The sequence below is a fragment of the Vibrio chagasii genome, from assembly GCF_002954585.1.
GTDB lineage: Bacteria > Pseudomonadota > Gammaproteobacteria > Enterobacterales > Vibrionaceae > Vibrio > Vibrio chagasii_A.
This window is the reverse complement of record NZ_MSCI01000002.1, coordinates 868,371-893,656: the sequence shown is the minus strand read 5'-3', so window position 1 is coordinate 893,656 and position 25,286 is coordinate 868,371. Positions and strand designations below refer to the sequence as shown.

The following is a 25,286-nucleotide window of genomic DNA, read 5'->3' as shown; positions in this document are numbered from 1 at the left end:
TTAATTAGAACAACAAACATCAATTAAACTAAGAGAAATCAAGCACACTCACCCACTAAGTGGACAGCCTGTACTGATCATCGAAATAGCTGATCATCGAAATACAAGTCGATAACGATGAGCAAAGGCAGGCTGGAAATGCATGAATCTAAAGAAACGAACACTTAAAAACATCAGTCTAAAAAGCCGCTTGCTTCTCGCTGCGGCTTTTTGGCTAGGTGCGATGATATTAGCCGCCGGTGTTGGTATACCAAAACTGGTGAACGATTACCTTGTCGACGACATGAAGCAGCAACTTGCCCTAACCATGGACGAGCTCACCGCCAATATTGAGACCAATGACAATGGCAACCTAATCATGGCAGAACGCCTGTCCGACCCTAGGTTTAACCAACCATACAGCGGTATTTATTGGCGAGCTTCAACTCAAGATCAAATCATTCGTTCTCGCTCCTTATGGGACAAAGACCTCACCATCAAGCGTTCTCCTATTCATACTTCCGTTAAAGGACCTGAAAAAGAGAAACTGATTTACATTGAGCAAGATATCTATCTACCTTCGCTGAGCGACCCAATTACCATCACCATTGGTATTGACGAAGACCCACTCGAGTCGACACTAGCGGAGTTAACGGGTCAGGTATGGCTTATCCTGATGCTGTTATTTGTCGGCGTACTAATGTTGATTGGTATTCAAGTGAGCTGGTCTCTATTGCCGCTGAGTAAGATGCAACGTGAGCTGGTAATGCTGAGAAAAGGTGAACAACAAGGGCTAAGCGACAACTACCCGAAAGAGGTCTCGCCACTAGTATCTGACCTTAATGCCCTACTGTTTCACTACCAAGAGTTACTGGAGCGTGCTCGTAACCACGCAGGTAACCTATCTCATGCGTTAAAGACGCCGTTGTCGGTGATGAAAAATGAAATTGAGATGCTGCCTGACAATGAAAAGAAACTATTACAACAACCGATTCAACAGATCCAAAGCCAGATAGATTATCACCTTGGTCGTGCTCGTATGGCGGGTGCGATGAACATTCTTTCGGTGAAATCCTCACCTTGCGAGCGTGTTGAAGCGATTTCAATGGCGTTTGATAAAGTTTATGCCGCTAATGAAGTCACCATGATCAATGAGCTGGATTCTGAACTAGAGGTCGCTGTAGAAAAAACCGACCTTGATGAGATGGTCGGAAACCTACTCGAGAACAGTTACAAGTGGGCCAATAGCATTATCCGTGCTCACGCTAACGAACTGACCGACGGTAATGTCGAGTTAATCATTGAGGATGATGGACAAGGCATCCCCGAAGAGAAGCTCGAACAAGTGACTAAACGAGGCGTAAGGCTAGACGAAACCACGCCAGGAACAGGTCTAGGGTTGAATATTGTCAATGAGATGGCACACAGTTACCGGGGGAGCTTAACGCTAAGTAAGAGTTCAATGGGTGGCTTAAAAGCTTCTCTTGTTCTAAAGGTATCTCAAGCCTCTTAAAGTGACTACATTCAAGAACCTGCTATACCTTAAATAAAAATAAGGAGTTTACGTATCACGCGTAAACTCCTTTTTGATCTTTTGCCGTTTTTACTCTGCAAATTTAAGTCATCGAATACGAACTAACGACATTGCCTTTGGTATCACTGACCACGCTGATGAAACTTTGTTATCCATGAAGAAAGCGGGCTGTCCAATCGCCATTTTAGGTACTTGTAGAACACCACCATTCGCCGCCGCCAAGCTTGCTTCTATCGAACAATCATCGCAAGAGAAATAGACCATAGTGCTATTGCCCCCGGCCTTAACATTAGGCATCGAGCACAAAGCCCCTGTCGCGCCGTATTTGTCCATATCGCTAGGAAACACCCACATTTCAATATCGATGCCCGTTTCGTTATCCAACTTATCTAGCGTCACTTTAAAGACGGCCTCATAAAAGGTTTTGGCTCTCACCATATCGTCGACATAGATTTCAAACCAACCGGATTCATTTGCATACTTTGTCCTTAGCTTTCGCCCTTGTTCACCCTTATTTAAGATAGACAAGGTTGACACTATTAGAACGATAGAAACGCCCAAAAGAGGCTCGGCTTTAACAAGCAGAAATAACAGAACCTTGTTTGATTGATATTCAAACAAGGTTCGTATTTATCGGGAACTAAGTTAGAGAGCGTCTTAAAGCCGTGCTTTATATATCATTAACTGCAACATCTAAGGTTTGTGAATCATCACTGTATGTCGTTGAGCCAATAACCAAGATCTTTCCGTCTGTGTAGTAGTCATGTTGATCATTCATTACTTGTGCATTCGCTAGAGGTAAATTGACCAGTTCCGTATTCGGGTAAGCGGATTTAATTTGCTGCGCCAACCGATCGCGCTCTTCATCAACATTCGGGTCTATTTTATGAAGCACGGTGACAATGCCAGAATACGGTGTCACTTTTAAACCGTCATCGTAGCTGATTGCCCCTAACCACTTTGTTTGATTACTGTTTCTGTCTAACCCCGCATTCCACCAGCGTATGTGGCTTCTCTTCATCAGGTTTCCTGGCAATTGAAAGGCCATATCTTGTGGTTGATTTCGCCAATATAAGTCAGATACAGGCGGTGTCTTATCTTTTAGGAGAGTAAGGTAACTCGACCACTCAATATCATTTCGAGAGAACGTTTGATTTTCTATCCAGCCCAACTGGTTCATGAGTTCACGAGGCGATTCCCCTACATAAACAACATTGATCGCTTGCGCATCATAGATTGGAGAAAGCCCAGGAAACGCTTTGTAAGTCACTTGTTGTAAGTCGACAGAGTTCATCTGTGCCGATGTTTGTTGATTTTGAAAGTCATCAGCTTTCCAGAAGAAATGGGCATAATTTGCGTAACACAGCCAAGCCACTAAAAACGCGCTGGTTTTCAAGGTCAACTTACGCCATTTAAATTTGTTACCCACAACAACAAAAATGGTCACCGCGACTAAACCAATCAGCAAGCTTTGGTGTTCGCCGAGGAAAACCTTAACTGCCCCTAATAAAGGAAACTGTTCGACACCATGTGCTAACAACATACCCCAAGCAATAAATTGACCACCGCCAAGCAATAAACCTACCGAAGAAAACAGCGTAAAACTGCGCCACTTAACGCGATGAGAACCAGCAATAACAGGAACAACCCAAGCAATAGGACCCAAAAGGCGTGCCGCGACTATAATGAATGTGCCCTTTTTCGCAATGAGATAACGACACCGTGCGATCAGCCTTTTGGTTTTTGGTCGAAATTGAATTAGCTTCTTTTGGGCTGTCCTTCCCCACTTTAAACCAATGAAGTAACTCAGTTGATCCCCAACGAAACCACCTAACATTACAAACACCAACGCCATCCATGCACCTGAATACAGTTGAAAGCCCGCAGCGATAAAAAAGGGCTCTCCCGGTACAAATAGGTTTGGGCCAATGAGAGCATCACCCAATGCTCCCAAAAACAGCCCTAGTCCATCAAACATAACAACCTCAATGCTTACTGCTCTTTGTAATGACCAAACTCATAGTTCATTTCGTTGTTACGCATTTCGCCTTTAAAGAAGCGTCTTATATTGGCTTTGAGGTAAGTTGAACCCGTCTTCACAACACCATCTTGGTCTAATCGACGTGGGTCAAAACCAAAGGTCATATTTAGGAATCTAAATCGCCATGTTTTGCTCGCACGTTTTACATAATCACAATCCTCACAAAGGAAAATCTCTTCATCGAAACCACCGATCTCTTCATGTGCTCGTTTGGTTGAGAAAATACACGCGCCAATCGCGGTCGGGAAAAAGAACTGAGTCGCAAATAAGCCCGCATTAAACAGCCCATAACCGAATTTATGAACCAATGGCAGCCCTTTTGAACTCATGTATACGCCAGCAACTTCAAGCTTGTTCTCTTCTAACTCATAAAGCGCCTTTGCAAGGAAGTTACGAGGCAGGCTTACGTCGGCATCCAAGAAAAGGATTCTGTTGTACTGTGCCAAAGCAGCCCCGGTGTTTCGACCAAGGCTAACACCGCGTTCTTGCATATGGTGGACTGTCAGTTTTGGCAATGCACTTTCATAGGCTTGTGCGACTTCTCTGGTGTTATCTTCACTATTTGAGTCGACCACGATCACTTCGAACTCTTGATGGGTTTGCACGCTCAACTCTTCCATTAAGCGACTAATGCGTTTCTCTTCGTTTAACGTAATAACGACAATACTTACCGGTTCCATGTTTTCACCTATTCATTCTGCTGATTAATTAACACTAAGGTTACCTAACCAAGCATTAACCAAGCCTTAGGCGAACATTCATTTTCCGTTCATTAACTTGATGATTTCGCGACGATATAAACAGGGCAAGAGAACAAGACAGAAGAGTAAAGAAGGCGATAAAATAGGGTTAGCGAGCGTTTTATCTACAAACGAGCCAAATATCGAAGGAAATTCACTTTGTGATAGGCTTCTTACTTGCTCATATTCAAATGTGATGTTAGTATCCGCGCTCGCTTAAGCATGAACTCGTTTCTGCCTAAGCATTACCACATACTCAAGGTCGCATTGAGGTGTGAAGTTAATTTTTACTAATTTGAGAGTAAAACTATGAAATTTGAAGCAGTAGTACGTACTGAACTAGGTAAAGGTGCGAGCCGCCGCCTACGTCACGCTGGTAAATTCCCAGCTGTAATCTACGGTGGTGAAGCAGCAGCTGTATCTATCGAACTTAATCACGACGAAGTGATCAACCAAATGGACAAGCCTGAGTTCTACGAAGCAATCACTCTACTGATTGACGGCGCAGAAGTTAAGGTTAAGCCACAAGACGTTCAACGTCACGCGTTCAAGCCAAAAGTTGAGCACATGGACTTCATCCGCATCTAATTCCCTACCAAGGAATAAGATTGGATTAATCCAGCCTTCTGCATAGAAAAGATAATCGACCTTACCAATCGAGAAATCTAAAAATTCGAAACCCCGATGCTACCAACATCGGGGTTTCACCGCTTTTGAGCCCTCAAAAACGTCGTAAATCTCGCGCAATACACTGAAAATAATCAACTTTCTTCTCCCCCACTTTATCCCAATCTTGCTTGGGTGGATTAAGGGTGGACGAAAGGTGGACTTATACAGTAGTTTTTCTAACAGTAAGACTAGACCGCTTTTTCGCTAGGTTCAACACTCGAATCAAACAAAAAGACAAAACCGACTAGCACCTAGAATGTTACTTGTATGACCTTGTACGCACTTCTAAACGAATATAGTCATCATGAATAAAAACTACTCCTTTAGCACAGCTGACGTCAGTTAAGAGCCACCTATTTGTGTTCCTGTTTATTAGATAGGACGTTACCACCGCGTAATACACTCTAGGCTAATCAAACAAGACTGAAAGGCGATCAAGAAAACACTTCTGGCCTTTCGTCCATTCTTAACACCATCTCCCAGCTTAATCACTACAACCCTCATTTGATGGCATAACACGCCTAAACTAACCATTAGCCAATAAACCTACTAATCCAGTATTAAGACTTTAAAGGCCTATAGGCATTCACTGATCCGCACAATCATTTTTCACAACATAACACTCGGCTTGTCTGTCCAAAAATCATGGATTCAGATTCCGAATAACAGCTCGAACGCCCATGCAAACCTAAAATATTAAAGCATTTGGTCCAAGAATTTGTGATGGTGGGGCTCTGGTCGCATCACAAGCATAAACTCCCGTAACCCCCACCCTCGCGCACTCTAGGTGACACTTTCAGCTCACCTAGAGCGCACGGATTTAAAGGGCTAGTGAGAGGTTTTATTGACAAAGTAATGTTGACACTTTTTGGAAAGAAATCTCAATCCAGATTCTAGGTAAGCGCTCCATAAACACCGCATTCTAATCGCCTAGCGCGAAGAATAAGATCAAGTCTCTGACCATGAGGAGATTTGAAATGGGAAAACGACACACTAATCAAGAATGGCAAACGCTCATCGAGCAGTCTGAATCGAGTTCATTGTCAACGCTTGCATTTTGTAAGCTCAATGAACTCAACCCCTCAACGTTTTATGCTAAGCGCCAGCAACTCAAAAAAGCGGATGTCTCTCAAGGCTTTGTACGGGCAGAGGTCGTCGAAAAGACAACGAAATATCAAGCTCAAATAGCCACCGCTAACATGACACTTCTCATCAATGATGTGGAATTGAGCATTCCTCAAGGCACGCCCGCTGCCTACCTGGCAGAACTCATTGGAGCCTTGTCATGAAACATATGCTCAGCGCACCAGAGATTTATCTGTATCGTGAGAGTGTCGATTTTAGAAAGTCCATCAATGGCCTCGCGGCGATTATCGAAAGTGACACCGATTTACCCTTGGGAAGCGGCGCACTGTTCCTGTTCACCAATAAACAGCGCGACAAAATCAAAGTGCTGTACTGGGATAAAACTGGCTTTGCGCTTTGGTATAAACGCCTTGAAAAAGCCAAGTATAAATGGCCTACAAAAGAGAAAAATGAGGTGTTTACTCTGACTCAATTCGAGCTTGATAGACTGCTTTCTGGCTTCACGATTATCGGCCACAAACCCGTACAAATAAAATGTTTTACAATGACTTAATCGATAATAAAGCCTTATCCACCAAGCATTCATGGTATGGTTTCAGTATAATAAATGCCATGAAAAAGACGCCAGATATCAACCCCAAAAGCCAAGATGTTGCCGAGCTACAAGCGATGGTGAAAGCTCTGATGGCGTCAGAAAACCAATGGAAACAAGAGCGCCAGTCGCTACTCGAACAGCTCAAGCTTGCCTTTGACCGTCAGTTCGCGAAACGCTCCGAGGCACTAAAGCCTTACGATGAATCTCAAGGTGACCTCTTCAACGAAGTGGAATGTGAAGCCGCTAAGGAAGAAGAGGTTGAAGTGGTCACGACGACCATGAAAAACAGTGTGCATGCTGCCAACATAGTCTGCATAAAATCGGTGAAGACCGCAGTGAGAAACTTGAGTTCTCACCAGCTGTGCTCAAAGTGCTGGAATATGTTCGTCCTAAATATGCTTGTCGTCAGTGTGAGCAAACTGAAGACAACAGCCACATCGTTCAAAAACCAGCGCCTCAGAGCATCATCCCTAAAAGCTTCGCGACAGAAAGCTTGCTGGCCAATATCATCCTTGGTAAATATCAATACGCAATGCCACTTTACCGCCAAGAGTCGCTGTTTACTCAGTCGGGTATTGAGCTATCGCGAACTACCATGGCAAGGTGGGTTATCCAAGTCAGTGAGAAGTTCACACCGCTGTATGCGGCCTTAAAAGAGCATCTACGCCAACAAGTAGTGGTTCAGGCGGATGAAACGCCGCTCAATGTCCTTAAAGAAGATAAACAGTGTTATATGTGGCTCTACTGCTCGGGCGCAGACTCGCCCGACGCTGCACTGCCGAATGTAAAGAATATCGCCTTGTACGACTATCAAAACAGTCGCGCGAGGGCATGCCCTGTTGCCTTCTTGGGGGATTACAGTGGTTATCTGCAAACCGATGGCTATGGTGCCTATGATGGTCTTCATCACGTAACCAATGTTGGTTGCTTGGCGCATGCACGGCGTAAGTTCATGGATGCTAAGAAGCTTCAAGGTAAAGGTAAGTCAGGTAAAGCAGATAAAGCGCTAGCCAAAATCCAGAAGCTCTATGGGATAGAATCGCGCTTAAAAGGTGCGACTGTCGAAACACGAAAAGCAGAACGTCAACAGCATGCCAAGCCGATACTGGATGAGCTGCACGACTGGATGACGTCTCAACAAGTAATAAGCTCTAGTCCATTAGGAAAAGCGATTAAGTATACGCTCGGCCAATGGCCCAAGCTCATCCGCTATATCGATGACGGTCATTTATCTATCGATAATAATCGTGCTGAACGTGCCATTAAACCGCTGGTCATTGGCAGAAAAAATTGGCTCTTCTCGAACACACCAAATGGTGCTGATGCGAGTGCGATGCTTTACAGCATCGTCGAGACGGCGAAAGCCAACGGCCTTATCCTCTACGACTACATGGTCAAGTGCATGAAAGAGCTCGCGAAAGCGGAGCCTGATATCGATGCGCTCCTACCTTGGAACTTCAAACATTAACAACACCGCCCCGTGGGTTCATGGGGCACATCCCCTGTTGTAGTGAATGTCCTAAGAATATTGAGATTTTATTGTCGATAGGCATGTTAACTCAATTTGCTTTTTAGTCGTAGGTAAAGTCGCCCATAGTATCAAAGGTTACTATAAGGAATTTCAAGAAAAAACCATTCGAACACGCTAGGCACTTTCCTACTTTTCCCAGTGAAGAGTTGAAGGGAAGTGAGGAACTCTCAGGTTTTAATTTGATTTATATTCAAATTTTGGGGACAACTTCAAAATTTTCAGCTCTAATCTTAGAGCTTTGCTCTTTTATTTTCAGCTTTTATTTAATGGCTAAGTATGATTTACATTAAATATACCACTATTGGACTATTGGACTATTGGACTCTGATTTCTTAAAAAACTTACCTCCAGAAAAGGTAATTGCTTTAGTGGAAAGCCTACCTTTTGAGCAACTTATTGTTTTAAAGAGACATATAGACGTTGTAGTTAATTGTAGGAAAGATTTAGCGTGTTCCCTTTCCGATGATGAACTGTCATTTATTGCCAGTTTATACAAAAATAAATGAATAATATTTTGTACAAAGAAGTTCTATATCGGTGGAATGTACTCCCCATATTTTTATCATCTCTACAGGACTTTGTTGCGTAATTCGGACAGAAAATCAAACAGCCCGAGATTGAGTGATTATTAAACAACACACTGAGTTTCAGGCATACCAAGCCCTGTAAGCTTGTTATGCGCTTTAATTATGGCGTAGGTTTCGCCAACTTGAGCATTGTAGTTTCTCAAGCTTAACCTCCCACCTAGCAACTGCTGCACACGATACATGGCTGTTTCAAAGAGTGAACGCTTGTGATACCCATAACACTTTTTCCATTTTTTGTTGGAGCCGTAGAGCTTCTGACAACCTACTGCTAAACTGCGAGGGTGCCCTTGCTCCCAGAATGCAGCTCCTTCTCGTGGCGGGATAAGCGGAACCGCTTGCTTTATCCGTATGGCATCATGGCAATTTCTTGTATCATAAGCACCATCACCTGATATATCAATGATTTTGCGATGTGTCTGTTTGAGTAAGTTAGGGAGCACTTCGGCATCAGTGACGTTAGATAAACTCAGTTCTGCTGCGACTATTTCGTGGGTGCCTGTATCTACTGCGATGTGCAGCTTACGCCAGACTCTGCGCTTCCCATCAGTGCCATGCTTCTTGATCTTCCATTCACCTTCGCCATAAACCTTGAGGCCAGTTGCATCAATGGCCAGATGTTGTATTGTGGTTCTGGTTCTGGTTCTGGTTTTAAATGAAGCCTAAACTTCCTTAGCTCGGCGGCTTATACAGGTGTAGTGTGGGCAAACAAGCGGGATGTTAGCCAGCTTAAATACGGAGTCTAGAACGCCTTGCAGCGCTCTCAATGGCATCGAGAAAACACGCTTCACCATCAGTGCGGTAATAATGACTAAGTCGCTGAATTGGCGAGGTCTACCACGCTTGCCTTGTTTGATTTGCTTCCACTCGGCTATCGCCTCCTCATCAATCCAAAAGCTCAGAGAACCAAGGGGATGCGCCCCATGAACCCACGGGGCGGTGTTGTTAATGTTTGAAGTTCCAAGGTAGGAGCGCATCGATATCAGGCTCCGCTTTCGCGAGCTCTTTCATGCACTTGACCATGTAGTCGTAGAGGATAAGGCCGTTGGCTTTCGCCGTCTCGACGATGCTGTAAAGCATCGCACTCGCATCAGCACCATTTGGTGTGTTCGAGAAGAGCCAATTTTTTCTGCCAATGACCAGCGGTTTAATGGCACGTTCAGCACGATTATTATCGATAGATAAATGACCGTCATCGATATAGCGGATGAGCTTGGGCCATTGGCCGAGCGTATACTTAATCGCTTTTCCTAATGGACTAGAGCTTATTACTTGTTGAGACGTCATCCAGTCGTGCAGCTCATCCAGTATCGGCTTGGCATGCTGTTGACGTTCTGCTTTTCGTGTTTCGACAGTCGCACCTTTTAAACGCGATTCTATCCCATAGAGCTTCTGGATTTTGGCTAGCGCTTTATCTGCTTTACCTGACTTACCTTTACCTTGAAGCTTCTTAGCATCCATGAACTTACGCCGTGCATGCGCCAAGCAACCAACATTGGTTACGTGATGAAGACCATCATAGGCACCATAGCCATCGGTTTGCAGATAACCACTGTAATCCCCCAAGAAGGCAACAGGGCATGCCCTCGCGCGACTGTTTTGATAGTCGTACAAGGCGATATTCTTTACATTCGGCAGTGCAGCGTCGGGCGAGTCTGCGCCCGAGCAGTAGAGCCACATATAACACTGTTTATCTTCTTTAAGGACATTGAGCGGCGTTTCATCCGCCTGAACCACTACTTGTTGGCGTAGATGCTCTTTTAAGGCCGCATACAGCGGTGTGAACTTCTCACTGACTTGGATAACCCACCTTGCCATGGTAGTTCGCGATAGCTCAATACCCGACTGAGTAAACAGCGACTCTTGGCGGTAAAGTGGCATTGCGTATTGATATTTACCAAGGATGATATTGGCCAGCAAGCTTTCTGTCGCGAAGCTTTTAGGGATGATGCTCTGAGGCGCTGGTTTTTGAACGATGTGGCTGTTGTCTTCAGTTTGCTCACACTGACGACAAGCATATTTAGGACGAACATATTCCAGCACTTTGAGCACAGCTGGTGAGAACTCAAGTTTCTCACTGCGGTCTTCACCGATTTTATGCAGACTATGTTGGCAGCATGCACACTGTTTTTCATGGTCGTCGTGACCACTTCAACCTCTTCTTCCTTAGCGGCTTCACATTCCACTTCGTTGAAGAGGTCACCTTGAGATTCATCGTAAGGCTTTAGTGCCTCGGAGCGTTTCGCGAACTGACGGTCAAAGGCAAGCTTGAGCTGTTCGAGTAGCGACTGGCGCTCTTGTTTCCATTGGTTTTCTGACGCCATCAGAGCTTTCACCATCGCTTGTAGCTCGGCAACATCTTGGCTTTTGGGGTTGATATCTGGCGTCTTTTTCATGGCATTTATTATACTGAAACCATACCATGAATGCTTGGTGGATAAGGCTTTATTATCGATTAAGTCATTGTAAAACATTTTATTTGTACGGGTTTGTGGCCGATAATCGTGAAGCCAGAAAGCAGTCTATCAAGCTCGAATTGAGTCAGAGTAAACACCTCATTTTTCTCTTTTGTAGGCCATTTATACTTGGCTTTTTCAAGGCGTTTATACCAAAGCGCAAAGCCAGTTTTATCCCAGTACAGCACTTTGATTTTGTCGCGCTGTTTATTGGTGAACAGGAACAGTGCGCCGCTTCCCAAGGGTAAATCGGTGTCACTTTCGATAATCGCCGCGAGGCCATTGATGGACTTTCTAAAATCGACACTCTCACGATACAGATAAATCTCTGGTGCGCTGAGCATATGTTTCATGACAAGGCTCCAATGAGTTCTGCCAGGTAGGCAGCGGGCGTGCCTTGAGGAATGCTCAATTCCACATCATTGATGAGAAGTGTCATGTTAGCGGTGGCTATTTGAGCTTGATATTTCGTTGTCTTTTCGACGACCTCTGCTCGTACAAAGCCTTGAGAGACATCCGCTTTTTTGAGTTGCTGGCGCTTAGCATAAAACGTTGAGGGATTGAGTGCATTGAGCTTACAAAATGCAAGCGTTGACAATGAACTCGATTCAGACTGCTCGATGAGCGTTTGCCATTCTTGATTAGTGTGTCGTTTTCCCATTTCAAATCTCCTCATGGTCAGAGACATGATCTTATTCTTCGCGCTAGGCGATTAGAATGCGGGTTTTATGGAGCGCTTACGATTCTAGTGCTATTTCTTGAAAATCAACGGCGTTTTTAAGGAGAAAAAACAAGTAACTCTACGATTTTCAATACAACTCGTATAATAAAACTCGTAAAAGTGAGGTTGTCGAAGCAGAACTGTAGCGGATATCCGAATTCGCGAATAAAAAGGAGTAATATTGAGATAGTTGCAGCTATGAAAAAGAAGCGGCCTGATTAACTAACTTTCCTTAGGCTCTTCTTTCTAGAATACTCGTAATGTCTTTTTTGAGTTCCTCTGAAAGGCGTTCGAATTGTTCTGGTGCAACCAAACCTTCCTCGCACATTTGCATGAGCTGGATAAATGCTCGGCTTCGAGAATGGCCATCAAAAAACAACTTCATTTGCTTTTGAGATTCTTTGGAGTGCTGACACATAAAGTTGAACCTTTTCCCTACAGGTTCTGCTTCATCAGTAATCGTTTTGATGGCTTCATCTAGTTGACGAGTACAAAACACTTTCGCTGCTTCACTCTTTATTTCGCAAAAGATTTTCCAATCAGACTCTTTGATATTCATACCGACCTCCATAAAGTGTTACTTTTTAGGGTAGGACATGACACCATAAAAAGTTGCTATATTTGGTCTGTATCTGGTGTAGTTATTTTAGACACCTGTTGCTCAGCCTCATAAGCATGTAGTTCCCGAACATATGCAATCAAACCTGCGACAAACATACCACCGGCCATTGCGGGAAAAGCGTCGATGAAGAGTTCAAAAACGTAAACATCCTTAAACTCTGAATTCTTTATCAATGGTATTGGCAAAAACATAAAGCACGGTTGGGGTGTAAACAACGCAATTCCAAAGCTGCTGTGTACCACTTTAAACACAACAACACAGCGCATAGTAAAAAATATCTACTGTTGCGAATCTGTCTTAAGCGTTTTGTTAGTTTTACGTTTACGCTTCAGACTCCGCGATCATTTGAGCTCGCCACTCGGCTACATTTGCCCATTTCTCGTCTGTTACACCGTTATGTGACCAAAACACTACTTCACCCCACGGGTTTAAACAGTAATAATCAGAGTTATCTTCGCATATAGGTAGTAGTTCCGCAGGTAAATCGTCATACTCTCGAGCATCTTTCAACGCCCCGAAAATATCTGCATGGCTGGGAGGATCCGATATTTCTAAAGCTTCAATAGGAGCGTCGCCTAAGTCATAACCAGATTTAATGAATTCGATATATTCCAACGGAAATTCAAACCCTAGCATTTTTTGAGCTTCATCTATTTCGGCATCTGTAATTGTTTTAACCATAAACCTTTCCATTTTCATGATACTAATTAGTACAACTAACGCCAAATTAAGTAGTGAGCAACGCTGCCACCTGACCTAAACCATTGTGCCCTAAACACTAAAGCTGATTAAAACCGAAAGTGCCAAGCATTGCGAATCTGCTTAAATTTATTATTATGTGCCTTTTTCACAAGGCGCTAGAATTTCGAGTTCTTGGCTAGGTAAATATGTAATTTCCAAGCAAGTTAACCGCCACATACTTTCACTTAATTCGCTTTAAACTCAAATAGGCCATCACCTTTCGGACCTTCGAGCTCGTACTGCATATCAGCAGAACCAGAAACTTCATACCCTCGAATGATTCCTTTAACTAAGTCAATGTCGTAAGGTGTGCCAATACTTGCGTGAAACTTGTCCGAGCTCTCTAGAGTGCTGAGCGCTAGCTTAGTTGAACCAGACTCTTCAAATGAGCTATTCATGCTTATAGAGAAGATGAATGCCAAGGTAACACCACAGGCCAGCATTATCGCAGCTGCAACAGACCACTTCCTTTGAGAGTTTTTGAACTCTTCAACACTACTCCATTGGTTATGCTTCCAAGCCCACTCATTGCCTTTGAAACCAAGAATAAATGGCATCGCAATGTTAACTAACGGCACAAAAACCAACAAAGCTCGATAGGTGCGAAAGCGAATACCCCATATCCAATTGAATGCAAACGCGCCCCAATTCCAACCTTTAATCTGTTCAGGGACTTCTTTACTATTATCCATATATTCCACTAATCTTATTCGGGCACATAACGCCTTGCTAAGTGGCTAGCAACGCAATACCGATGCCACCGCATACCCCTTAAACACTAAAACCAACGCATAGTAAAAATGCCACGCGTTACGAATCCCTATTGAACAGTTTGTTATAAGGAGGGTTCACCTATTGTCCACATTTCGACTTCTATACTTTCTTCTTCATCACCCCAGTCTTCTTTGTAACCCAACTCTATGTAATCGAAATTTACAGATATTTCATACTTTTCCAAAATGCTTCTACGCTTCAGTAAGCCATCGTCAGGCCTAAACCGCTTATAGTAGGGTTCATCGAAGAATACCGTTACTTCACTCGCAAATAGGTTGGGATAACAAAGAAGTACAGCTACCCAAGACTTGCCTTGTTCGTTATCTGGCTTTGCATTAACCATATGATTGGCGGCTACAAACAATTGCTCTAATGCCTCTTTCTGCCACTCAAACTTTGAACTACAACCTTGGATCAAGCGATCAAGTGTCCAGATTTTAAAGTTAGTATATTGCTCACCATTCCGTTCAGGGTAATAACCTCGAAACTCTTCAGCCCACCCTTTCAGGGCACGTATATGCCTTTCTGGATTTCGTACTTTCTGTTTTGGACGATGAAAGCTAATTCTTCGCATATCTTCCTTCTTATAACGCCGCGTTAAGTGGTGAGCAACGCTACCACTGCAATTAAAGTATTGTGCCGTAGACACTTAAGCTGAAGCAAATCAAAATGCCGAGCGTTGGGAATCAATCTTAAACGCTTTGTTATAAATACATTGCTTACAAGCATCCCACTTAAATTCTCACAACACAGAGAATTACACTTTGTCTAAATGTACTTGGCAGTTTATCTTCTCGAAGCCAATTAGTGTCTTAGAATATATAAGGCTAAATGTAGCGGGCAGATTTTTCTCAATAATGTGATTATAATACCCCCGACAACTTATGCTTTTCCCGTCATCAGAAACCATTACTAACGCTGCCCGAGATCTTCCAATAGTCGTTGCCTTTGACTCAAGCATGCTCAGCCCAGTATTCACTCTTTTATCTAGCTCAATACTTTGATCAATCGTTGAAAGTAACAAAGTAGTTGCTACCCATAAAAAGAAAGCAACTGTTAACTTCGAGTACTTTTCATACCAACGGTTTTTCTTAGGTCCATATTGTTTGAATGTACTGCTGTCAACCGGAGTCTGATTTCGAGACTGCATCCTAATAAATTTCACAACAAACATAAAATAGACAATGACTGCAGATACAAGCATTACTACAGCAGAGTAAAGGAAATTATGGGTTACATCATAGTTAATCTCTGAAAAAACGTAGATATAAAAGACCAAACATATAGCTTCGCCTACAAACCAAAACTTCAAGGTACTCTCCCTCACATTCGAATATGTATTCTTCCAAGAACCACCAGGCTCAAAAGTAGATGGTATTTATAGACATAATGACCCCCACGAAAGGTGCTAGCCTCCAATATCGTGGGTTAGCTTTAAGCCAGAGCCATAATTAGTGCGTCAAACAACTAAATTTGGAGGCTAGCATGAGTAAAGATAGCATAATTTTCATTGGCTTAGATACGCATAAGTCATTTATTCAAGTCGCTGTTTTACAAGAACATCGAGGGGCAAACCCACAACACCTTGGCCGTATTAAATCTAACAAGTCCGCGCTTATTAAATTGGCCAGACAACTGCAATCCAAGTACCCAAAAGCCACTCTGCACTTTGTCTATGAAGCAGGACCATGTGGTTACTGGACTTATCGCCTGATTACGAGCCTTGGACACTGCTGCTATGTCGTCGCTCCATCACTTATACCTAAGAAGCCAGGCGATAGAGTTAAAACTGACAAACGAGACGCAGCAAAGCTCACCAAGCTGTTAAAAGCCGAAGAGCTTACACCCATCTATGTACCAGAAGCCGAAGATGAAGCTATTCGAGATCTCTCGCGTGCCAGAGAAACGGCAATGAAAGATCTCAAAGACGCAAAGTTCCAACTCAAAGGCTTTCTTCTTCGCAATAATATCCAAGCGACGGTGAATGATAACTGGTCTAAAAAGCATCTACGGTGGCTGACCGACCTCATTCTTCCTCACCATAGTCAACAAATCGTCTTGCAAGAGGTGATCATTACAATCAATGAGCGGATACAGCGGCTGCAACGACTCGATAATGAACTGCTCCATCAGGTCAAAAACTGGCGATATTATCCTGTTGTGAAAGCCATTCAAGCTATGCGGGGTGTTAGGTTACTCGTAGCTCTTGGCACAATAGCTGAGCTGGGTGACTTACGGCGGTTCCACCATCCAAGAAAGCTTATGGCTTACCTTGGGCTTGTTCCAACAGAAAACTCCAGTGGAGGTAAAACTCGTCGTGGCAGCTTAACAAAGTGTGGCAACAGTCGAGCCAGACGGTTACTCGTTGAAGGCGCACACACCTATAAGCATAAAGCGAACATCTCTGTAGAGCTGCAACTAAGGCAAGAAGGGCTGCCTAAAGAGATAGTTGATATCGCTTGGCAAGCCCAGCAAAGGTTATGTCGTCGTTACCAACGACTACTACAAAAAGGTAAACACCGAAATGTCGTTGTGGTCGCCATCGCAAGAGAGATGATCGCTTACATCTGGGCCATTGCGCGTGAAGTTGTCATTAGCGACGTAGATCCTAGAACTCGAATCGCTCGTTTACCGGCATGAAGACAGAATTAGTGTTATCGCATTGGATAAAGCATCGGGAGTGGCACAAACACCGACGGCGTTAGGACGGCAATATAGCTTCGGCTGTATTGAACCACGAGCATAGACTGAAGACAGGTGCTACGACGGAAGAAGTAAGGTAGGCTCTACTCATCGAACGGTGAGCAATCCACGTATATCAGCATGACAACCGACGACATTACTTGCTTCATCTATGCGGTAACACTATCCCAAAATGAACAAAGGCTCTGAAATGAGGGAGCAGAAACTGCTACGTTTTTAATTGACAGTGGGGGTCATATCAACGCCCTGTTAAGATGTGAGCAACGCAATACAAAAGCCGCCGCATACCACCTTAAACACTAAAACAAACGCATAGTAAAAATGCCACGCGTTGCGAATCACTCTTAAACAGATTGTTAGGTATATTTATTCAACCTATTTTGAAGTTCTTTTACTAACTTGTCTCGCCCTCTGGTCGACGCACGTGCCCGAATCTTTTGAATCTCCTTTTCCAATAAGTGCTTTGCTTTGACTTTCCTAACACTTGAGTCATGTATCAAATACCGTCGAAAAGCAAAAACCTCATCATGTAGCTTTGTCCACTCCTTAACTCTCTTTTTGGACGGAACTTTAATCGTTGGTCCCAGAAAGTACATCAAAGATCCACAGTGTTGACATTTAGTAACAGTGCTTTTTTCCCCGATAGATTCAGGTTTATCATATGTAGCTCTCCGCCATGTTGGGCGACGAGCTACCACCCTGCAGTTAAAACATACGCAATTTCCGAAACATGCCATTTTATTATACCTAACAGCTATATTAGACAGAAAAATTCTGCACTTAAATACAGAATTATTCTGTCTAGTATCTCAATGACGTAAACGATACCCCGTTTTTATGAAAACTAACAGTAACTTAAGCACTACAGCTCCCTTCCTACATCCCAAAATACAGAATTTTTCTATATAGCATGAATTGATGTGCCAAACTGAAACCTATGTATGCATAACCAGTTAAAGTTTAATGAAAAAATCACCATTTCTATCGTATATACAAGAATATATGCTTGGACGGCACTATGCCCTTCGTACAACGGAGGCGTACATTTATTGGATTCACCAATACATTCTTTATCATGATAAAAAGCACCCAAAGAGCTTAACTTCCAGACATGTAGAAGATTTCCTAACGCACCTGGTTGTTAACAAAAAGTCAGCGAGGAAAACGCAAAGTCTAGCTCTCAATGCATTAGTCTTTTTATACAAAGAAATTATTCAAGAACCCATAGAGCTTGATATGCAGTTTCGGCGCTCAGATAAATCAAGAAAATTGCCAACAGTCATGACTCCAGAAGAGATTGGAAGGCTATTCAATCACTGTTCACCTAACTACAAATTACCTTATCAATTAATGTATGGGTCAGGGTTGCGTTTGATGGAGTGTCTACGCCTACGTATACAAGATATCGATTATGCATATAAATCTGTACGTGTATGGCAAGGGAAAGGAGGTATAAACCGTATAGTGACAATAGCACCAGAGCTTTTCCCCGCTATCAAACAACAGCAACAGAGATCCGCGAGTTACTATCATCAAGACATGAATGACACAGTTTTCTCTGGTGTATACATACCTGAAGCACTCGCTAGAAAATACCCGAGCGCAGAAAGGAGACTAAATTGGCAATTCCTCTTTCCCTCTAGTCGTTTGTCGCCAGATTTACAAACAGGCGAGCTACGTAGACACCATATTCACCCAACAGCGCTTCAAAAACACATTAAGGTAGCAGGCCAAAAAGCCAACATTGACAAAAACATCTCGTGTCATACTTTAAGGCACTCATTCGCTACGCACCTTCTTCAAAGCGGAGCGGATATCAGAACCGTTCAAGAACAACTTGGTCACACCGATTTGAAGACAACGCAAATCTATACTCACATCATTGATAGAGGCGCCAATGGCGTTGTTAGCCCATTATCAAGAATATTCGTAAAATAACGATAAATGAAATTCGGATTCCGAATTCTGAAATGACTTCATAATCACGAAACAGGGCACTATCACCTGCTCTTAAGGCTGAGGCCTCTAGTCACTCCAAAAGCTCAATAACAATTTATGTGTGTGTTTTTCTCTGCAGCAATGGCTACGTATCACCTCTTATTGTTGCGCCACCATTACCTATTTACAACTTTCATGGCGCTCACAACGCCCTAACACGCACAATAACGGGATGCCTAACAAACACATTATTAAACAGCGAGTTGCAGGGTTCCCACTCTCTACTTCGAGCTTTCGAAAAGAGATATTTCACAATTTTCATCAATAACAGTGTTCGAAAAAGAACATAGGTCTCAAAAACATACACACCATCAATATGAATGAGACTGCATGGTAAACTGCTTTTATAAAAAAGCAGGAATAAAGAATGATTACTAAGGATAGAGATTCAAAAATCGACAACAGTCTTCAACAGAAAGCTGGCGCAAAAGTAGAGCAGGATGTCGCGTTTTACTTACGCAGAGAGTTTGGAGATGCAAATGACATCTTCATTATCAATGACCTACGCATACAGTTTAAAAATGAAACAGCTCAGATCGATCACTTAGTCCTTTATAACAAAGGATTTATCATTATTGAGTCGAAATCGATTCGCGGTGAGGTTAAGGTCAACAATCAACTCGAATGGAGCCGAACCGTAAGAGGGAAATGGACAGGAATGCCCTCACCTATCGAGCAAGCTAAGTTGCAAACCAAACTATTGAAAGCACTTTTAAATGACAACGCTAAGTCGTTATTAGACCGAATTGCATTTTTACAAGGGTACTTTGGTGGTCGCTGTTGGGATCAACTCTGTGCCGCGTCCAATGACGCTCTAATCGATCGAACTTCTATCCCTAAAGATATATCGAAGAAGCTCATTAAAGCCGAATCTATTGGTAGCAGCGTTAAGAGTCTCATCAAAAAGCACCGCGTAGGTTCAATACTAAATCCGAATCCTACGTTTAATCGTGATGAACTGTACCGCCTAGTTCACTTTCTAAACGAACAACATGTGCCTACGTCTTCTCCGGCTCCCAAAGTACATATCGCAGAATTGAGCGAAACTGAAAAGGTAGACTTGCTTCCAGCTCAAGAAACAATTGAAGAGGCCAAAGTTCCACAAATAAGGCATGGTTTTAATTGTAAGAAGTGTCAAAGCCCTCAGACCGAGCCGAGGTATGGAAAGTATGGGTATTACGTCTACTGCCCACAATGTAAGGTGAATACTGCAATGCGTATTAGTTGCCATTCTTGCCAATCTAATTCAGCCAAAGTCAGTAAGAAAAAGAACACGTACTCAATAGCATGCTCTTGTGGTGAAGGAACTCAAGTCGTATTTCCTTAATCTAATAATTCGGAATCCGAATTACAACGCAATTTAAAGCGATGCGGATTCAAATTCGGATTCCGAATTCCCCCAAAACTAAACAACTAACACGAATCACTTCTGGCCACTTTTCGGCATAACCTCAACAGGGGGTACTTGGTGCCAAATAATGTCACTTGTGCCTGTATAGATTTTTGTTGTTTTAGCGTTCGCATGCGCCATTCGCTCGGTAGCACTCTGCCCTTGCTGTTCAATCATCCGGGCAGCTAGTCCTCGAATTTCATGATAGGTCGGCCTTAACGATTTCTTTAGGTGACTATAAAGCCCTAAAGAGTCTCGAACCTTACTGAACTCTTTACTTATATTGTGGTGATGTACTTGGTAAAGATGGTCCGTCTCTTTTGAAATACCACGTTGCTGCTGTTTGGGTTTACGGTGAACGATATAAGGACAAATCAATCTCGATGTTTTAGAAAGATCGACAATGTCTTTAATCGTCTGAGTGACCGGAATGGCGACAGTGGAAGCATCGGACTTTTTCACCTTTTCTCGATGAACATAAAGCATTCCATACACTGCATGCCCATCCACATACTCCACCTCTTTGTCAGGGTTCCATAGAATCCCACAAACGCCTTCCCGTGGTTTGTATATCCGATAACGAAGCCTATAGATCTCTCTCACAGCATGAGTCGTCTCAAGTGTTAAGCTCATTGCGACCTTAAGAAACAGTGGCGCTGCATCGTAGACCTTTTGGTAGTTTTCGATATCTAGGTCGTGGCGAGCTTTGGTGTAATCTTCTCTGGTCAATCGACGCTGTTTTTTATTGAGTACAAAATTACTCTCAATAGCGCTCTCGTCAGCAAGGTAGGAAAATACCTTTTTAAGATTACTGATCTTGTTGTTGAGCTGACGATTACTTAACTCTGAATAGTATTTCGAAAGGAACTCATTGATGTGCTGTAACTTGATCGATTTGGTTGGCAACCGCCCCATGAACTCATCAAGGCGGTAACAGTCCCTCTCCAAATTTCGATAAACGTCTTTGGAAAGCCGTTCTTCTTTCTTCACACGAGACAACACTAATGGAAGCCACTCTTTTAAAGGCCGATTGAATTTGTCCTTACGGCCTTTAGAGACAGCTTTGCGAAATGGGGTCATCTCAGAAAGGGAAAACGCGCTTCCTAACTCAGGACGATATTGCAAGTTGTAAACATGCGCAGCTTGTATCGCTTCTTGCTCTACAGTCCCGATAGGAAATAGCTTCTTCACACCATCTACGGTCGTAAACCGAAATCGAGATTGCCCCCTATGGCTCATTTTCACCAAGAATGGAGGGTAATGAGCCGTTTCTTTGCTTCTAGCTCTACCAACCATTTATGACTCCAAGAATCTTAGAAGTTCACTCACCCTGTCTGCAGGGTTCCCTATCTCATCGTCAACACAGACTAAATATCGGCCCGTTGGCGTTCTAGTGCCCTCGAGCTTGCCATGTTTAATCCAGTTTATGATGGTGGTATTGCATATCCCTGAATCAGGGTAAAACTCATCAATAAATTGTCTAGGTCTGATTTTACGCGTCGCCATGTCGTTCTCCTTACCTTTCTCACTACATGAAAATTAAGATTTTTCATCTACTGGTAGAAAAACTATGCACGATTTTTTCAATGACATTCTATTTGCGCAGCAATTAACGAAAAGGATTCCCGAAGCGTAAAACAATTCAACGAATCGATTTCAAGCCCACTTTAGGGTGGACTAATACAGTAGTACCAAGTTGCTAATCCATTGATTTTATTTGACTATTTCATTGGCCTTTTTAACCGTTTTTTAGGCCAATTAGAACTTAACCACCAGCTCTAAATACATGAAATTCATATAAATCAATATCATACAGCTAAGATTACTACCAACATCGGGGTTTCACCGTTTTTGAGCCATCGAAACGCCCAATACCACTTCCCCCATCGTAAAAAGCTCTGATAGCACGTTGTTTTAGTATCTTTACTCTTTCACATCCTGTTTATGACATTTTCTTAATAAAAGTTATTCATGTCAGCTGTAGTTTGCCTTAATCACCCTTGTTATTAGATCAATCAACTTTTCCTTCACGTTGTCAGTTGCTGCTTGTGAACGATGAATTTGAACGCCAATATTTCCCAATTCTGGTAATCCTTTTTTGATGATTTCGAGGGGAGCTGGACAACCCATGCTTGTTCGAACTGTAATACCTATTCCCGCGTGCACAGCAGGCCAAACACCACCGAGACTTTGGCTTTGGTATACAACTTTCCATTTTATTCGTTCAGCATCCAACGCTTCTATAGCTTTCTGTTTAAAAAGGCAATTTGGCTCAACCACTACCAATGGTAAAGGTATATTTTTTTCGAGAAAATGACCGAGGGGGAAATCTGATGAGGATACCCAACGTACTGGAGTATGGGCAATGGTATCAGAGTATGGAGTTCGCTTAACGCCTTGCCAAGTAACAGATATATCGAGTGAACCATCTTCAATAGCCGATATTAGTCCAGCGTACCTCTCGATCATTGTATTCATTTGAATTTGTTCATTAATGCGACTAAAGCGTCCAAGGCATTCGGTGAGAATTTCTTCTGCGAAATCTTCTTGTAACCCCACATTTACTGTGCCTTGCAAATCAACGCATCTTAAGGTTTCCAACACTTCATCGTTTAGAGCAAGCATTCTCTTTGCGTAGCTCAATAAGTACTCTCCTTGCTCAGTTGGTAATAGATATCTGCCCTCTTTCTTTACTAGTGTGGAATCAGTCTGCATTTCTAGTTTTTTCAAATGTGCACTTACAGCAGATGTTGACTTGTGTTGATGCTTTGCAGCGAGGGCAAAGCTTTTATATTCAATGCCAAGTACGAATGTTTTTAGAGCCTGAAGATCCAATACTGTATCTTTCATGTCATTGACTATCCCAAATTTGTGAATTAATCATCCTGAATGTTTTGATTTTCCGAATTGCCTGCGGATGTCATTATAAACATCAGTTTTGAAATCGGAAGTAATGAAATGACTAATAACCAAGATAAATTAACGATTACCCCGAGGCTAAACGAATTAGCTAAAAATGTACTGTCGGGTGACGCTTACAAACCTAGCCTTGTGAGGAAGGCTTAAAGAATTGCCCCAGCACATAGATCTCGCAAGAACTGACGGGATCAATAATAGAGAATTCAAAGAAACGTTAACTCATCTGGCTTTTTATGTTTTGTGGCTTGCAGACGACAGTGTGATTAAGCGTGTAAGTAACGCCATTAGCTTAGATAGAGTATTCAGTAAATAGGAGATAGAAATGATCGCTATGCAATATAAAGTAGTTCTTCCATCTGATTATCCGATGGAGTCTATTGAGAAAAGAATTCAAGAAAAAGGTCACCTTTTTGATGGGGTACCAGGGTTAATTTTTAAGGCTTTTCTATATTCACGTAAAGATGCTAAAAGTTATGAGAATCCTATAAATAGTTATGCGCCTTTTTATGTTTGGAGAGATCATCATGCAATGGTCTCATTTCTTCAAAGTGATGGTTTTAAAGCGGTTTGTGAACATTTTGGTCGCCCGAGGGTTGAAGTATGGTATGTTGATGAGGAGCCAACGGTGCCAACCTCTCAACACTCCCTTGCGTGCATTTATAAGAATCTGAGTCAGCCTAAAGATGTTCATGGACTAAACTATACTTCGTGGGAAACAATTGGGGTGACGTGGTTGAGTCGTTCTGACGGCATTAATGATAGCAGGGGGGAAGTTTACTCTGTGGGCTATGTTGCTCATGGTCAAAATGATACTTAGTTAGAAGTTCTAACGCGCTGCTCTCAAAAACTCAAAGTTTGCAATTTGCACTTATGGCACTTCTCAACTCGAGGGTGCCGCAAGAGAGACTCAAAATGATAGAACCTACGTTTTATCTACGATCAGTTAAACCAACATAGATCGGCGAACAAAACTTACCTGAGCATGTTGCTTTGAGTTTCATTGATATATGTCTTTAATTTTTTGTATTAGCTTGTTGTATTCTCCCCGTAAAGGGACTCTAGGTTATTGTTTAATGAGCGTCCATTTATTAATAGTTAAGCTTATTTAGAACTAGCTAACACTTCTTAGACTTTATATGCATTCGGTTTAGTATTTTCTTTTCTAACCATTAAGATGTTGATTTTTTGAGGTTTAGAATGAATGAAAACGGATAACTGTGCAGTATTAGATGGTGAAGGGCGTAATGATTATGCACGCTACATGAAGACCGATGTTTTGTTGTCACTTCAACTGCCTGATGAAAAGCTGATCCATAAGGATGAGATGATGTTTCAAATCGTGCATCAATCGACGGAGCTATGGCTTAAACTAAGTTGCTATGAGTTGAAGCAGGCAAGATCATCGATAGAACAGGAAAAAATTCAACAAGCCATGACTCATGTCAGAAGAGCAGCACTGGCAGTTGCTCAGATCATCGAGCAGTTGAGTATATTAAAGTCTATGACTCCATGGGATTTCCAAGGTATACGGCCTGCACTGGGTAATGGCTCAGGTATAGAATCACCGGGTTGGCGTGAAACTCAGTCTATAGCCAAGCAGTTAAACATTGCGGTGGAGACTTATTTGTCAGAGAAAGACATTGACCTTGTCAACCTGTACCAATCGCAAACCCATACTCCATTATTCGCTTTGATGGAATCTTTGATTGACTGGGATGAGAATGTCAGCTTATGGCGAACATATCATTACAAACTTGCCGTTAGAACCTTGGGAATGAATACTCAAGGAACAAGAGGTAAGCCGATTGAGAAGTTAACTAGATTGATTGATCGCCAATTCTTCCCTCAAATTTGGCAAGTAAGAACTAACTTAACTTCTTCAGTCTACTAATCATGGCCATGCTCCCGCAGCTGAGCTTTGATAAATATATTCCGATATAAAATGTACTTAGTGGCGAGCTTTATGATTCGCTGATTGGGATTATTGCAAAAGGTAAAGGTTATTTCAGAGGTGCCCATATGAGCACCTCATTTCATTCGTAAATTCTAAAGAGGTTAAAAGTTTGTTGAGGTAGGCGAAACTCTCCTGCCTTCTCAATATCAGCTCAATACGACTTAACAGTTCAGCTATGGTTGACACTGCCGCCGTTAACTTGGTCATGTCACTCGTAGAATATCCAAACATTTTCAATTCCCTCAACCT

21 protein-coding genes and 4 pseudogenes are annotated in these 25,286 nt (G+C 42.6%); 10 read left to right on the top strand and 15 right to left on the bottom strand.

From position 1 onward, the window contains the following. Positions 1-142: 142 nt before the first annotated feature. Positions 143-1,492, top strand: coding sequence for an ATP-binding protein (locus BTO10_RS12295; protein WP_004741317.1), 1,350 nt, complete (start codon positions 143-145; stop codon positions 1,490-1,492). 103 nt (positions 1,493-1,595) lie between these two features. Here the strand turns inward: BTO10_RS12295 and BTO10_RS12290 are convergent. The 3 genes and pseudogenes from BTO10_RS12290 to BTO10_RS12280 all read right to left on the bottom strand — a co-directional run bounded on the left by BTO10_RS12290 (position 1,596) and on the right by BTO10_RS12280 (position 4,234). After that, positions 1,596-1,951: pseudogene (locus BTO10_RS12290) on the bottom strand (VOC family protein). Between the two features lie 232 nt (positions 1,952-2,183). Beyond that, positions 2,184-3,491, bottom strand: coding sequence for an LssY C-terminal domain-containing protein (locus BTO10_RS12285; RefSeq protein WP_105024688.1), 1,308 nt, complete (start codon positions 3,489-3,491; stop codon positions 2,184-2,186). Between the two features lie 14 nt (positions 3,492-3,505). After that, the gene (locus tag BTO10_RS12280; protein WP_004741320.1) at positions 3,506-4,234 is read right to left on the bottom strand and encodes a glycosyltransferase family 2 protein; all 729 of its coding nucleotides are present in this window, start codon (positions 4,232-4,234) and stop codon (positions 3,506-3,508) included. Positions 4,235-4,603: 369 nt separating this feature from the next. Here BTO10_RS12280 and rplY point away from each other — a divergent pair, with 369 nt between their 5' ends. The 4 genes and pseudogenes from rplY to tnpC (BTO10_RS12260) all read left to right on the top strand — a co-directional run bounded on the left by rplY (position 4,604) and on the right by tnpC (BTO10_RS12260) (position 8,112). After that, positions 4,604-4,882, top strand: a complete 279-nt coding sequence (gene rplY / locus BTO10_RS12275; RefSeq protein WP_004741321.1) for a 50S ribosomal protein L25 — start codon at positions 4,604-4,606, stop codon at positions 4,880-4,882. 1,058 nt (positions 4,883-5,940) lie between these two features. After that, positions 5,941-6,252: an IS66 family insertion sequence element accessory protein TnpA gene (tnpA, locus tag BTO10_RS12270; RefSeq protein ID WP_011999494.1), complete on the top strand. Its 312-nt coding sequence runs from the start codon at positions 5,941-5,943 to the stop codon at positions 6,250-6,252. Continuing rightward, on the top strand, positions 6,249-6,602 hold the full coding sequence (gene tnpB, locus BTO10_RS12265; protein WP_105024687.1) for an IS66 family insertion sequence element accessory protein TnpB: 354 nt from the start codon (positions 6,249-6,251) through the stop codon (positions 6,600-6,602). Before tnpA (BTO10_RS12270) ends, tnpB (BTO10_RS12265) begins: the two co-directional genes overlap by 4 nt. A gap of 59 nt (positions 6,603-6,661) precedes the next feature. Beyond that, positions 6,662-8,112, top strand: a pseudogene (gene tnpC / locus BTO10_RS12260) (IS66 family transposase). Positions 8,113-8,803: 691 nt separating this feature from the next. Here the strand turns inward: tnpC (BTO10_RS12260) and BTO10_RS12255 are convergent. From BTO10_RS12255 to BTO10_RS12205, 9 genes and pseudogenes are all read right to left on the bottom strand, one after another. Then, a pseudogene (locus BTO10_RS12255) lies at positions 8,804-9,667 on the bottom strand (IS5 family transposase); the annotation flags it as partial. 37 nt (positions 9,668-9,704) lie between these two features. Beyond that, positions 9,705-11,155: pseudogene (tnpC, locus tag BTO10_RS12250) on the bottom strand (IS66 family transposase). Positions 11,156-11,214: 59 nt separating this feature from the next. Continuing rightward, positions 11,215-11,568 (bottom strand): IS66 family insertion sequence element accessory protein TnpB, encoded by a 354-nt coding sequence (gene tnpB / locus BTO10_RS12245; RefSeq protein WP_105024687.1) that lies wholly within the window; start codon positions 11,566-11,568, stop codon positions 11,215-11,217. After that, positions 11,565-11,876 carry an IS66 family insertion sequence element accessory protein TnpA gene (gene tnpA, locus BTO10_RS12240; protein ID WP_105024686.1) on the bottom strand — a complete coding sequence of 104 codons (312 nt, stop codon included), beginning with the start codon at positions 11,874-11,876 and terminating at the stop codon, positions 11,565-11,567. Before tnpA (BTO10_RS12240) ends, tnpB (BTO10_RS12245) begins: the two co-directional genes overlap by 4 nt. Positions 11,877-12,168: 292 nt before the next feature. Next, positions 12,169-12,495: a hypothetical protein gene (locus BTO10_RS12235; protein WP_105024685.1), complete on the bottom strand. Its 327-nt coding sequence runs from the start codon at positions 12,493-12,495 to the stop codon at positions 12,169-12,171. Between the two features lie 384 nt (positions 12,496-12,879). Beyond that, a complete protein-coding gene (locus tag BTO10_RS12225) occupies positions 12,880-13,239 on the bottom strand; it encodes an SMI1/KNR4 family protein (protein WP_105024683.1) in 360 nt (119 codons plus the stop codon). A 245-nt stretch (positions 13,240-13,484) separates the two neighbouring features. Beyond that, positions 13,485-13,991 carry a cytochrome c oxidase assembly factor 1 family protein gene (locus BTO10_RS12220; protein WP_258098025.1) on the bottom strand — a complete coding sequence of 169 codons (507 nt, stop codon included), beginning with the start codon at positions 13,989-13,991 and terminating at the stop codon, positions 13,485-13,487. Positions 13,992-14,134: 143 nt separating this feature from the next. Beyond that, positions 14,135-14,647 carry a DUF3916 domain-containing protein gene (locus BTO10_RS12210; protein ID WP_105024682.1) on the bottom strand — a complete coding sequence of 171 codons (513 nt, stop codon included), beginning with the start codon at positions 14,645-14,647 and terminating at the stop codon, positions 14,135-14,137. Between the two features lie 183 nt (positions 14,648-14,830). Beyond that, the gene (locus tag BTO10_RS12205) at positions 14,831-15,385 is read right to left on the bottom strand and encodes a hypothetical protein (RefSeq protein WP_105024681.1); all 555 of its coding nucleotides are present in this window, start codon (positions 15,383-15,385) and stop codon (positions 14,831-14,833) included. Positions 15,386-15,558: 173 nt separating this feature from the next. Here BTO10_RS12205 and BTO10_RS12200 point away from each other — a divergent pair, with 173 nt between their 5' ends. The 3 genes from BTO10_RS12200 (at position 15,559) to BTO10_RS12180 (ending at position 20,101) form a co-directional block, all read left to right on the top strand. After that, on the top strand, positions 15,559-16,713 hold the full coding sequence (locus BTO10_RS12200) for an IS110 family transposase (protein ID WP_105024680.1): 1,155 nt from the start codon (positions 15,559-15,561) through the stop codon (positions 16,711-16,713). Positions 16,714-17,739: 1,026 nt separating this feature from the next. Next, a complete protein-coding gene (locus BTO10_RS12185) occupies positions 17,740-18,714 on the top strand; it encodes an integron integrase (protein WP_105024678.1) in 975 nt (324 codons plus the stop codon). Positions 18,715-19,141: 427 nt separating this feature from the next. After that, the gene (locus BTO10_RS12180; protein ID WP_102426359.1) at positions 19,142-20,101 is read left to right on the top strand and encodes a nuclease-related domain-containing protein; all 960 of its coding nucleotides are present in this window, start codon (positions 19,142-19,144) and stop codon (positions 20,099-20,101) included. A gap of 96 nt (positions 20,102-20,197) precedes the next feature. On the opposite strand, the gene BTO10_RS12175 is transcribed toward BTO10_RS12180, so the two are convergent. The 3 genes from BTO10_RS12175 to BTO10_RS12165 all read right to left on the bottom strand — a co-directional run bounded on the left by BTO10_RS12175 (position 20,198) and on the right by BTO10_RS12165 (position 23,014). Continuing rightward, positions 20,198-21,460 (bottom strand): integrase, encoded by a 1,263-nt coding sequence (locus BTO10_RS12175; RefSeq protein WP_016788799.1) that lies wholly within the window; start codon positions 21,458-21,460, stop codon positions 20,198-20,200. Further along, the gene (locus BTO10_RS12170) at positions 21,461-21,670 is read right to left on the bottom strand and encodes a hypothetical protein (protein WP_010434910.1); all 210 of its coding nucleotides are present in this window, start codon (positions 21,668-21,670) and stop codon (positions 21,461-21,463) included. Between the two features lie 468 nt (positions 21,671-22,138). Next, positions 22,139-23,014, bottom strand: a complete 876-nt coding sequence (locus BTO10_RS12165; RefSeq protein ID WP_004741322.1) for a LysR substrate-binding domain-containing protein — start codon at positions 23,012-23,014, stop codon at positions 22,139-22,141. Between the two features lie 391 nt (positions 23,015-23,405). Here BTO10_RS12165 and BTO10_RS12160 point away from each other — a divergent pair, with 391 nt between their 5' ends. Together BTO10_RS12160 and BTO10_RS12155 are read left to right on the top strand one after the other, a co-directional pair. Next, a complete protein-coding gene (locus BTO10_RS12160; protein ID WP_105024677.1) occupies positions 23,406-23,900 on the top strand; it encodes a DUF4865 family protein in 495 nt (164 codons plus the stop codon). Positions 23,901-24,284: 384 nt separating this feature from the next. Next, entirely contained in the window at positions 24,285-24,974 is a 690-nt protein-coding gene (locus BTO10_RS12155) for a tryptophan 2,3-dioxygenase family protein (protein WP_004741324.1), read from the top strand. Positions 24,975-25,286 lie beyond the last annotated feature (312 nt).